The following is a 10,741-nucleotide window of genomic DNA, read 5'->3' as shown; positions in this document are numbered from 1 at the left end:
TGGTTTGTTGGGGGGGGGGGGGGGGGGGGGGGGGGGGGGGGGGGGGGGGGGGGGGGGGAGGGGGGGGGGGAGGGGGGGGGGGGGGCCACCCCCCCCCCCCCCCCCCCGACACCGTCCTACCCAGAACGGGGCTCTCCCGCAGACGGTGCTTCCGTCCGCAGCGTCAACCGCCGCGCTCCAGTACCCGAGCGATGACCTCTCAGCCGGCGATTTCCTTGGCGCCGCGGATTCCCGAGAGGTAGGCGCCGTGGACGGTCGCGAAGGAGGACCGGTGCGTGGCCTCGCCGGCGAAGTGGACACGCTCGCCGATCCGGGCTGCGAGCTGGTCACGCATCGCCGGTGTGGAGCCGACCTTGTAGTACGAGTACGAGCCACGCGCGAAGGGGTCGGAGGCCCAGCGGCTGATCTGGAAGTCGACAGGCTGGGGGATGTCACCGCCGTACATGGTCTTCAGCGTCTCCATCGCGCTGGCGACGATGCGGTCATCGCTCCAGCCCTCGATCGTGCGGCCGAAGTCGGCGGCATTGAAGCCGAGCAGCACCGGCTGGCCGACGGCGCGGTTGAGGTTGATCCACTGCTCCCACTGCCCGTGCTTGTCCAGGTCCGGCACGTACTCCAGCCAGTCGGTGTCCGCCCAGAACACCTTGGGGAAGCGCAGGTAGCACTTGTTGAGCACACCCATGCCGAGCTTGCTGATCGCGGCCTCCTTGTCCGCAGGCAGCCCGGGACCGAACTTCACCGCGCCGCTCTGCAGCACCCCCAGCGGCAGCGTCACCACCACATGGTCGCCCTGGAACGCACCCCTGTCGGTGGTGACCGTCACGCCCCCAGCGTCCCAGTCGATCTGCTGGACGACGTGCCCGGTCCGCACCGTCAGCCCCGTGGCCAGCAGGTCGGTGATCTGCCGGTAGCCGCCCGGGAACAGCACGTCCTTGCCGCTGATCTTCTTGTCGTTGTCGAAGTAGAGCGCCGACATGTCGTTCACGCTGCCCGCGTATTCGTGCTCGAAGTCGTTCAGCGCGAACGACACCAGGCCCCGGTCGCCATCGGCCAGCGCCGACCAGTTCAACGTGCGCTCGACCACGCTGCGCACCGAGGCGTCGTTCTGGTCCTGGTTCGACGTCAGTGCCTGGGCGGTGGCCCTGCGCCAGCGCTGAACCGCCGCCTGGGCGGCGGCGTCCGTCGGCTGGCCACTGGAGACGTAGCTGGAGACGTTCTCGGCGCTGGTCGCGACCATGCGCGCCCCGGCCGTGTTGGCCAGGTCGGTGATCGGGTTCCTGTCGGTGCCGTGGATCCACGACGCACCCATGTCGACCGGCACCCCTGGCCACTGCTCACTGGTCCAGATCCGGCCCCCGATCCGGTCACGCGCCTCCAGCAACAGGACGCTCTGCCCCTTGTCGGCCAGGTACCGTGCCGCCGCCAGACCACTGATCCCCGCACCGACGACGATCACGTCACTACGGCCGGGCAGTACCGGCGGGACAACCCCAGCTGCGGGATCGTCGCTGTCCGCGGTGCCGAAGGCGGACAGGGAACCGATCACGGCGGCGCCGGTCAGGCCCACCCCCATGTTCGCCAGGAAACGTCGGCGTTGCATCGTCATTGGCTGTATACCGATCTTCGATGTGTGTACGGACTTCTGCGAAACGTCGGTGCGCGCTCCAGTGCGCTCGCCAACGTGCGGGAAGAGGGATCCCCCAGCCTCCGCCGGGCCGCCCCGAAGCGGTCGGATGGCAAAGGATCTGCAGACCCGGCCGTGCCCCGCGGTGTCCGGCTGCGGGCGCAACGGGCATGCGATCAGACGGTGTGGTGGTAGTAGGTGATGGAGACCTTGACCGGGCCATCGTTCGTGGCGGTGGTGAGGATGCGGATGACGGCGATGTCCTGGGCGCCGTGAGAGCGGACGCAAAAGGCGCGGTCGGCGCGCAGGGTGGTGAAGGGCAGGGCGGAGGTGGGCTGCGTTTCGACGCCCTTGAGGCAGTCGGGGAGCGCGAGAGGGCCGGGAGGGGCGATGAAGGCATCGCTGTCCTCGGGGATGTAGAAGGCGCCGGGCTGGCGGGCCAGGTACCAGGAGGAGGTGTCCTGGGTGACCTTCCCGGCCTTGAGGTCGAACTCGTGGTCACGGTCGGGGGAGGTGAGTTCGAGGTTCGTGTAGACGGCGGTGTAGCCGGGGGCCGCGGACGGTGAGGCGGGGGTGGAGGTGGGGGTGGCAGACGGAGGAAGGCTGCTGGTGACGGCGGTGTTCTGCTCGGCGGAGTCGTCGAAGTATTCGGTGTAGTCGAGCAGGAAGAAGGCTGCTGCTGCGCCGATGAGGAGAGTGGCCGTCGTGACGAGTGCGGTGCGGGCTCCCCGGCGCGCGGTGGCCGCGGCTCTGCGTCTGGTCGTGGCAACCGGTTCCGGGACGGCGGGCTCCGGCTGCAGTCGGGTGGGTGCCGGGGCGGGCAGAACGCGGGCGGTCAGGGCTTCGGCCCGGGCCGGGTCGAGGACGGTGACGGACGGAACAGGTGTGGCTGGCAGGTCGGTGTGGCGGTTCAGTTCGCCGCTGACCTGCGGGGGCAACCAGCCTTCGGAGAAGCGGAGTTCGCCGCCGGTGGCGGGGTGGCTGCGGGCCGCCTCGATCAGCCAGGCTGTGCCGGGTCGGTCCTCGGGGTTCTTGGCCAGGCAGTACCGGACCAGCTCGTGCAGTCCGTGCGGCAGGCGGGAGAGGTCCGGTTCCTCGTGGACCGCCCGGTAGAGCGCGGTGGGCTCGGGCCCGTCCCCGAAGGGGGACACCCCGGAGCCGATGAAGGCGACCAGGGCACCGAGGGCGAAGACGTCGGTGGCCGGGCTGGCGGGCTGTCCAAGGGCCTGCTCGGGGGCCATGAAGCCGGGCGAGCCGATGCGCAGGCCGGTGCCGGTGAGCGGGCTCGCGTCGGCGGCGCGGGCGATGCCGAAGTCGATGACACGCGGGCCGTCAGCGGCCACCAGGACGTTGCCGGGCTTGAGGTCGCGGTGGACGACGGCAGCGGCGTGGATCGCCTGCAGGGCCTCGGCGACGCCGGCGAGCAGCAGCAGGACGGTACGCTCCGGCAGCGGGCCGTGGCGCTGGACGGTCTGCTGCAGGGATGGGCCGGGTACGAAGGTGGTCGCCAGCCAGGGGGCGGCGTCGTCGGTGCCCGCGTCAACCACCTGAGCGGTGTAAAGGCTGTGGATGCGGCGCGCGCTGGCGACCTCCTGGGCGAAGCGGTGGCGGAACTCGGGGTCCTCGGCGAGTTCGGGCCGGACCACCTTGAGCGCGACCGGTCGCCCTCCGGGGGTGTACGCGAGGTACACGCGGCCCATGCCGCCCGCGCCGAGCCGCGCGCACAGACGGTAGCCGCCGACCTCGCCGGGGTCGTCCGGAGTCAGTGCCTCGAAGGCCGAGGACGACGGGGCGCCGAAGGGCTGCGCGGTCATGGGGACTCCAGCAAAGTCGTGCGGGTGGGCGGCGAGGTGTGGGGTAGCCCCGGGTGTGGGCCGTGTCCGAGATCGCAGCGGGTCGTATTCGGCCGCGGTCATTGCCTGGAGCGGGCCCATTCGACCGGTCGCGTGGATATTGCGGCCGGTCACGGGCGTTCGGGGTGCCGCGCCGCACGCCCCCGCCGGTGCGTTCGGGGGCACGCACCGGCGGGGGCTGCCGTCCCGCGGGCGTCGGGGGGCGCCCGGCGGGGTCCTGGTGGACGAACCCGGTCGTGTTCCCCGCCGCCCACACGACGGGGGAACAATCCGGGGATTCGTCACGCGGCTGGCGGTGTCAGCCTGCGATCTCCTTGGCCGCGCGCAGGCCCGACCGGTAGGCGCCGTGGACGGTGGCGTAGTCCTTGCGGTCCGTTGCCTCGCCGGCGAAGTGCACTCGACCGTCCACGGCGGCCGCGAGCTGGTTGCGCATCTCGGACGTGGCGCCGAGCTTGGTGAACGAGTACGAGCCGCACGCGTACGGGTCGGAGGCCCAGCGGGTGATCTGGTAGTCCGTCGGCTGGGGGATGTTGCCGCCGTAGATGGTCTTCAGGGTGCTCATGGCGCTGTCGACGATCTGGGCATCGCTCCAGCTCTCGATCGTGCGGCCGAAGTCGGCGGCGTTGAAGCCGAGCAGCACCGGTTGGCCGGTGGGGCGGGCGACGTTGATCCACTGGGCCCACTGTCCGTACTTGCCCAGGTCCGGCACGTACTCCAGCCAGTCGGTGTCCACCCAGAACACCTTGGGGAAGCGCAGGTAGCACTTGTTGAGGACACCCGTGCCGAGCTTGCCGATGGCAGTGGTCTTGTCCTTGGGCAGGCCGGGGCCGAACTTGACCGACCCGCTCTGCAGGACGCCCAGCGGCAGCGTGACCACGACGTGGTCGGCCTGGAAGGCGCCCTTGTCGGTGGTGACCGTCACGCCGCCGGAGGTCCAGTCGATCTGCTTCACGACCTGCCCGGTCTGCACCGACAGCCCCTTGGCCAGGTAGTCGGTGATCTGATGGTAGCCGCCCGGGAACAGGACGTCCTTGCCCTTGATCTTGGCGTCGTCGTCGAAGTACAGGGCGGACATCTGGTCGACGCCGCCCGAGTACTCGTGCTCGTAGTCGTTCAGCGCGTAGGAGACCAGTGCCTTGTCGCTGTCCGACAGCTTCGACCAGCCCAGCGCGTTCTGGACGACGCTGCGGATCGAGGCGTCGTCGTCGTCCTTCTTCTGGAAGGACGACAGCGCGCTGGCGGTGGCCTTCCGCCAGCGATCGAGCGCCTGGGCCTGGGCTCCCTCGATCTCCTGACCGCTTGCGAGGTAGTCGGTGGCGCTTTCGAGGTCGGTCACCGCGGTCTTCGCACCGGCCTTCTTGGCCAGATCGGTGATCGGGTTGCCGTCGATGCCGTGGATCCACGACGCGCCGAGATCGAGCGGTGTGCCGGACCACTTCTCGCTGGTCCAGATCCGCCCGCCCATGCGGTCGCGCGCTTCGAGCACCGATACGTCGTGCCCCTTGTCGGCCAGGTACCGGGCGGCGCCCAGGCCGCTGATCCCGGCGCCGACGACGATCACCTTCTTGCGCCCGGACGGGCCCGGCGTCCCATTCCCATCGGCGCTGCCCCCGCTACCCGCGCTGTCGCCATTGTCCCCGTTGTCGTCGCAGGCGGAGAGGGAGGCGAGAAGGGCGAGGCTGGGCAGTCCCAGGCCTACGCTTCGCAGGAAGTGCCGGCGGTGCATCGTCATGACTGTTGACCGATCTGCTTTCTGACACGGGCCGATACGGGGGTGTTCCGCCGAACGCACCGTCGCGTTCGCCGGGCCGCCGTGGGCGGGGAAGCCGCGCAGGCGTCGAAGAGGGCACCCCGTCTGGTCGGGGACGGCCTCCTGCACCGTGGCGGACACCGACCAGCGGCAATCCGCCTCACCGGTGGAGCGAGACCGACGCAACAGAGGATACTTTGATACAGCGATGTGTCAACAGAGGCACTGGGGGCTGGCTGGTGGGTTCGCGCAGGCGGCTGTAGGCGACGGTCGTGATTCCACCGCTGAGGAGGCCCGGATTGGCGGTGGCGACCTCGGTGTCACGCCTTCGGGCCGGCCGGCGGAAGGCGGGCGTGGACGGCGAAGCCGCCGTCAGGGGTGGGGCCGGCGCCGAAGGTGCCGCCGAGGTCGTCGGCGCGGGTGCGCATGCCGTCGAGACCGTGGCCGCCGGAGGGCAGTTCGGTCTCGCCGCCGGTGCCGCCGGGCGCGTTGACCACGGTGACGTGCAGGTTGTCCCGGTTGGTTTCGACGGTGACCGTCACCTCGGCGTCCGGGGCGTGCTTGTGGGCGTTGGCGAGTGCTTCCTGGACGATCCGGTAGGCGGCGTACTGGACGGCGGGGCCGGGTGCGGGCTGCCCGGGGGGTGGCCCGGTGAGGATGAGGTCGACGGTGAGGCCGGCTTGCCGGGATTCGTCGACCAGGGCGGGCAGGCCGCGTAGCGAGGGAACCTGGTCGGGGTCGGGGGTGAGGACGCCGAGCAGACCGCGCAGTTCGGTGAGGGCATGGAGGGGCGCTGGCCCTGGCGGTCGCGGCCGGGGCGATGGTGATCGGACGGACGCGCAAGGGGATGGTATGGCCGGCGCTGGGCTGGATGGCGGCGACCCTGTTCGCGCTGGCCGGCTTCCGCAACACCGCTCCCGGCTCGCCGCCGATCGGCTGCCTGCTCGACTACACGGCGTTCCTGTGGGCCGAGGTGATCGTGGCGTTCTCGGTGGTCTACGTGGTGCTGCGCGGGGCTCCGGTCGAGCTGGCGCCGTCCTCGGCCAAGGTCTGAAGCACGCCCCGCGGCGCGAGCCCCGAGACGCGGTCAGGCGGCCGCACCGTACAGCAGGATCGCGGGGATGAAGCCCGGAGCCTGGCGGGCACCCATGTAGCCCTCCATCGTCAGCTCCCACGCGGTCTCGGCCAGACCACAGAACGTCGAGGCCAGCCAGGTGGCCGGCATGTCCTTCCGTAACAGCCCGACGCCCTGGCCGCGTTCGAAGAACTCGACGGTCCGGTCGAAGATCGCGTCGGCCCGTACGCCGATCTCGGCGACACCGAGGACGTCGGGCCGGGCATAGACGAGGTTCCACAGCTGGGCAAACGCCGGGTATTCAGCCACCAGGGCGGCGAGCACCTGTCGCACGGGGGCGGTGTCGGCCCCGGCGCGGGAAAGGGCCCGGTCGCAGTCGTCGAGGATCTTCGCGGCCATGGCCTGCACCAGGTGCTGGCGGGTGGGAAACAGACGGACCAGGGTCGCCCGACTGATACCCGCCCGCTTGGCGATGACCTGCATGGACGCCGCCCGATCCTTGGCCAGGACCGGGATCGCCGAATCCAGGACCTCCGTCGCATCGGTACGAATCACCGAACCAGCTCCCCATGCCTCCATTGGCACATTGCTGCCTCAATATAGCCCCTGACGTGTCCACCCCGTCATGCCGATACGGCAATGCCGGTGATGCCATCACAGCCCTGGCGGCCGGGCGGGCGACGCCGTGCACTCGAGGGTCGGGGGCACCGCTCGCTTCGAACTCCGGGAGCGGTCAGGCGGCCGCGCCGTGGAGGAGGATCGCCGTGATGAAGTCCGGAGCCTGGCGGGGACCCATGTCGCCTTCGAGGGTCAGCTCCCACGCGGTCTCGGCCAGACCACAGAAGGTCGAGGCCAGCCAGGTGGCCGGCATGTCATTGCGCAGCAGCCCAGCCTTCTGGCCGCGCTTGAAGAACTTGACGGTCCGGTCGAAGATCGCGTCGGCCCGGGCGCTGGCTTCGGGTACGCCGAGGACGTCGGGTTCGACGTAGACGAGGTTCCACAGCTGGGCGAACGGCGGGTATTCGGCGACCAGGGCGGCGAGCACCTGCTGCATGGGGTCGGTGTCGGCCTCGGCGCGGGAAAGGGCCCGGTCGCAGTCGTCGAGGATCTTCGCGGCCATGGCCTGCACCAGGTGCTGGCGGGTGGGAAACAGACGGACCAGGGTCGCCCGACTGATACCCGCCCGCTTGGCGATGACCTGCATGGACGCCGCCCGGTCCCTGGCCAGGACCGGGATCGCCGAATCCAGGACCTCCGTCGCATCGGTACGCATCGCCGAGCCAACTCCCCATGCCTCTGTTGACACATTGATGCCTCAATGTATCCTCTGCAGTATCAGCCTCATTGTACTGAAGAGAGGGGTTACCGCCGTTCCCCGAGGCCTGACCTGCTCCGGATGATGCGCGGCCCTTTCGCGTCCACACCGTTTCCGCCGGGGATCCGCCCGGCGCCTGACTGGAGCACCGTCAGTCCGGCCCCGGCCGCCGCCATGCCCTCAAGGCAGCGAGTCGGCGCGTTGTGTCCGCCCCACCAGGTGCGGATGTCGGGTCGCCATGTTGCGCCGCGTGAACAGGAATCGTCCACGCGGACATGGCCCGCACCGTGCCCATCCGTGGGCTGACCACTGGATACGTACCGCCGCGCGCAAGGCGATTCCCCGACTGGATCGGGGCCGCCGCCGGAGGCTGCGCGGCCATCTCGCCCCACGAGCAGGCCGTCGAGCGCAACGGCGCGCCCGACGGAATTCCTGTACCAGCCCGTGACAGATCGCAGATCGGTAGAACAGCCATGACGATGTACCGCCGACGTTTCCTGACGAACATGGGCCTCGGCCTGACCAGTGTGGCCGCTCTCGGCACCCTGGCCGCATGCGGCAGCAACGCGGACGAGGACGGCCCGACCCAGGAGGGCACTCCGTCGGCCCTGCCCGGGTCGGCTGCGCCCGTCCGCAGCGGTGTGATCGTCATCGGTGCCGGGATCAGCGGCCTTGCCGCCGCCCGCTATCTGGCCGACAAGGGCAAGGAGGTGCTGGTGCTCGAAGCGCGCGACCGGATCGGCGGCCGGATCTGGACCAGTGAGCAGTGGTCCGGCACGCCGGTCGACCTCGGGGCGTCGTGGATCCACGGTGTCGACAAGAACCCGATCACCGACCTCGCCGCCAAGGCCGGAGCGCGGACGGTCACGACCGACCTCGAAAGCGCGACCGACTACCTCGCCACCGGCCACAAGGCCGACACCGACGCCGAACAGGCGATCCAGCGCTGGCGCAAGGCCACCGCCCAGGCGCTGACGTCGAACCAGGACCAGAACGACGACCAGAAGGACACCTCGATGCGCAGCGTGGTCGAGCGCGCGCTGGACTGGCCGTCACTGTCCAACGACGACAAGTCGCTGGTCTCCTTCGCCCTGAACGACTTCGAGCACGAGTACGCAGGCAGCGTGAACGACATGTCCGCGCTGTACTTCGACAACGGCGCCACGATCAAGGGCAAGGACGTGCTGTTCCCGGGCGGCTACCACCAGATCACCGACCTGCTGACCAAGGGGCTGACGGTGCGGACCGGGCACGTCGTCCAGCAGATCGACTGGAATTCCGGCGGCGTGACGGTCACCACCGACAAGGGCACCTTCCTGGCCGACCACGTGGTGGTGACCCTGCCACTGGGTGTGCTGCAGAGCGGGGCGGTCAAGTTCGGACCGGGCCTGCCCGCGGACAAGCAGGCCGCCATCGACAAGCTCGGCATGGGTGTGCTCAACAAGTGCTACCTGCGCTTTCCCAAGGTGTTCTGGGCGGACACCGACTGGCTGATGTACGTGCCCAACCTGGACAAGCACGGGCAGTGGGAGCAGTGGATCAACCTCAACCGCGCCGTCGGGCAACCGGTGCTGCTCGGCTTCAACGCCGCAGACTTCGGCCGCACCATCGAGGGCTGGAGCGACGCCCAGATCGTCGCCGGCGCAATGGAGACGCTGAAGACCATGTACGGCGGTGACATCCCCCAGCCGACGGACTTCCAGATCACCCGCTGGGCCTCCGACCCGTACGCGCGCGGCTCGTACTCGTTCTACAAGGCCGGCTCCACCCCGGGAACGCGGGACCAGCTCGCGGCTCCGGTCGGCGACCGGGTGCACTTCGCCGGCGAGGCGACGCACCGCGATTCCTCCGCGACCGTCCACGGGGCCTACCTGTCGGGAATCCGCGCAGCCAAGGAAATCGCACACTGAGGAGCCGTCCGGGGTTCCTTTCCCTCGTCTTCCTCGGTCTTCGAGGCGCCGACTCCGTACGGCCCGGCAAGGGCGGCGGCTACCGCCTGTGCGCGGCTCGGCGCGGGCGGCATGGGCCGCGTCCACGTCGCGTGCACCCCTGGCGGGCGTCCAATCGCCCCACTGTACGGAGAAGAATGCTCGTGACCGATCGCAGTCACTTTCCCGCCCCTGCGGTCGCCGGCTGGTTCGCCCGCGTGGCGGCTACCGCGCGCCGCCGGGGCCCGCAGGGGTGGCGGGCCGAACGGGCCGTCACCGTTCAGCCGATCGCGCCCGGGTGGACGGTCGTCACGCCAGCTGTAGGCTGTGGGACATGGCCACCGGCACCAGCCGCCCACCACTGACCGGCCACACCAACACGGTGGACTCGGTGGCCTTCAGCCCCGACGGAAACACCCTCGCCACCGGCAGCTGGGACCACACTGCCCGGCTGTGGGACGTCGCCACCGGCACCAGCAGAGCCCTCCTTGTCGGCCACACCAATGCGGTGGCATCGGTGACGTTCAGCCCCGACGGGCACACCCTCGCCAGCGCAAGCTACGACCACACCATCCGGCTGTGGGACGCGACCACCGGCACCAGTCGCACCACCTTGACCGGCCACACCGCACCGGTCTGGTCCGTGGCGTTCAGACCCGGCGGAGACACTCTCGCCAGCGGCAGCGTCGACAACACAGTGCACCTGTGGGACGTCGCCCTCCCCCAACCCGCCGGAGCAATCCAGAAGATCTGCCGTGCCATCAACGAGGGGTGTGGTTCGTCCTGAGTGAGCCGACTACCGCGGCTACGCCTGCCTCGCCTCCGGAGCCACCTCCCGGAGCAGGCGAACTACTACTCCAGGGGATGCTGCGGGGGCGCAGAGGCGCTGCGGGCGTGTCCCGGCCCAGGGTCCGGCGAACGGGGATCGGCCGGAAGCCGATCATCGGACACGAAACCCGGCGGCCGCTCGTTCCCCGAACGAGCGGCCGCCGATGACAACCACCCGATACAGGCGTCGATCACCCCCGGGCAACCACGCGGGCTCGGCCGGGCGGTTGCTGCGGACGCTTGCGCACTGGCCTTCAACAGGGCGGGAGACGCGGACCAGGGCGGCGGACAGTCCTGGCAAGGCGTCGTTCTGGATGCCCCGCACAGCAGGGAGGGACGCGCGCACCAGCACGGGGCCACCGTCGGCG

The 10,741-nt window shown here is 70.2% G+C and carries 9 protein-coding genes; 3 read left to right on the top strand and 6 right to left on the bottom strand.

Annotated elements, in window-relative coordinates; genetic code table 11:
- Window positions 1–199 precede the first annotated feature (199 nt).
- From ACFQ87_RS29945 to ACFQ87_RS29930, 4 genes are all read right to left on the bottom strand, one after another.
- Window positions 200–1,600 carry a flavin monoamine oxidase family protein gene (locus ACFQ87_RS29945; RefSeq protein ID WP_380613970.1) on the bottom strand — a complete coding sequence of 467 codons (1,401 nt, stop codon included), beginning with the start codon at window positions 1,598–1,600 and terminating at the stop codon, window positions 200–202.
- A gap of 200 nt (window positions 1,601–1,800) precedes the next feature.
- Window positions 1,801–3,438: a serine/threonine-protein kinase gene (locus ACFQ87_RS29940; RefSeq protein WP_380613969.1), complete on the bottom strand. Its 1,638-nt coding sequence runs from the start codon at window positions 3,436–3,438 to the stop codon at window positions 1,801–1,803.
- 337 nt (window positions 3,439–3,775) lie between these two features.
- The gene (locus ACFQ87_RS29935) at window positions 3,776–5,209 is read right to left on the bottom strand and encodes a flavin monoamine oxidase family protein (protein ID WP_380613967.1); all 1,434 of its coding nucleotides are present in this window, start codon (window positions 5,207–5,209) and stop codon (window positions 3,776–3,778) included.
- Window positions 5,210–5,547: 338 nt separating this feature from the next.
- Window positions 5,548–5,820: an ATP-binding protein gene (locus tag ACFQ87_RS29930; protein ID WP_380613996.1), complete on the bottom strand. Its 273-nt coding sequence runs from the start codon at window positions 5,818–5,820 to the stop codon at window positions 5,548–5,550.
- A 200-nt stretch (window positions 5,821–6,020) separates the two neighbouring features.
- Between ACFQ87_RS29930 and ACFQ87_RS29925 the strand changes: the two genes are divergently transcribed.
- Entirely contained in the window at window positions 6,021–6,281 is a 261-nt protein-coding gene (locus ACFQ87_RS29925) for a DUF4436 family protein (protein WP_380613995.1), read from the top strand.
- 33 nt (window positions 6,282–6,314) lie between these two features.
- On the opposite strand, the gene ACFQ87_RS29920 is transcribed toward ACFQ87_RS29925, so the two are convergent.
- Both ACFQ87_RS29920 and ACFQ87_RS29915 read right to left on the bottom strand, forming a co-directional pair.
- On the bottom strand, window positions 6,315–6,881 hold the full coding sequence (locus ACFQ87_RS29920) for a TetR/AcrR family transcriptional regulator (RefSeq protein WP_380613966.1): 567 nt from the start codon (window positions 6,879–6,881) through the stop codon (window positions 6,315–6,317).
- Between the two features lie 154 nt (window positions 6,882–7,035).
- Window positions 7,036–7,575 carry a TetR/AcrR family transcriptional regulator gene (locus ACFQ87_RS29915; RefSeq protein ID WP_380613965.1) on the bottom strand — a complete coding sequence of 180 codons (540 nt, stop codon included), beginning with the start codon at window positions 7,573–7,575 and terminating at the stop codon, window positions 7,036–7,038.
- 521 nt (window positions 7,576–8,096) lie between these two features.
- Between ACFQ87_RS29915 and ACFQ87_RS29910 the strand changes: the two genes are divergently transcribed.
- Window positions 8,097–9,527 carry a flavin monoamine oxidase family protein gene (locus ACFQ87_RS29910; RefSeq protein WP_380613964.1) on the top strand — a complete coding sequence of 477 codons (1,431 nt, stop codon included), beginning with the start codon at window positions 8,097–8,099 and terminating at the stop codon, window positions 9,525–9,527.
- A 352-nt stretch (window positions 9,528–9,879) separates the two neighbouring features.
- The gene (locus ACFQ87_RS29905; RefSeq protein ID WP_380613963.1) at window positions 9,880–10,332 is read left to right on the top strand and encodes a WD40 repeat domain-containing protein; all 453 of its coding nucleotides are present in this window, start codon (window positions 9,880–9,882) and stop codon (window positions 10,330–10,332) included.
- Window positions 10,333–10,741: the final 409 nt, after the last annotated feature.

This window comes from Kitasatospora sp. NPDC056531 (assembly GCF_042794375.1).
Taxonomy (GTDB): Bacteria; Actinomycetota; Actinomycetes; order Streptomycetales; family Streptomycetaceae; genus Kitasatospora.
Note: the sequence above shows the minus strand (reverse complement) of the source record. Positions and strands in the feature narration are given on the sequence as shown.

Excerpts from the sequence above, each read along its gene's own strand:
- ACFQ87_RS29945 (WP_380613970.1), bottom strand. The coding sequence starts at position 1,600 with ATGCAACGCCGACGTTTCCTGGCGAACATGGGGGTGGGCCTGACCGGC.
- ACFQ87_RS29940 (WP_380613969.1), bottom strand. The coding sequence starts at position 3,438 with ATGACCGCGCAGCCCTTCGGCGCCCCGTCGTCCTCGGCCTTCGAGGCA.
- ACFQ87_RS29935 (WP_380613967.1), bottom strand. The coding sequence starts at position 5,209 with ATGACGATGCACCGCCGGCACTTCCTGCGAAGCGTAGGCCTGGGACTG.
- ACFQ87_RS29920 (WP_380613966.1), bottom strand. The coding sequence starts at position 6,881 with ATGGAGGCATGGGGAGCTGGTTCGGTGATTCGTACCGATGCGACGGAG.
- ACFQ87_RS29915 (WP_380613965.1), bottom strand. The coding sequence starts at position 7,575 with ATGCGTACCGATGCGACGGAGGTCCTGGATTCGGCGATCCCGGTCCTG.
- ACFQ87_RS29910 (WP_380613964.1), top strand. The coding sequence starts at position 8,097 with ATGTACCGCCGACGTTTCCTGACGAACATGGGCCTCGGCCTGACCAGT.
- ACFQ87_RS29905 (WP_380613963.1), top strand. The coding sequence starts at position 9,880 with ATGGCCACCGGCACCAGCCGCCCACCACTGACCGGCCACACCAACACG.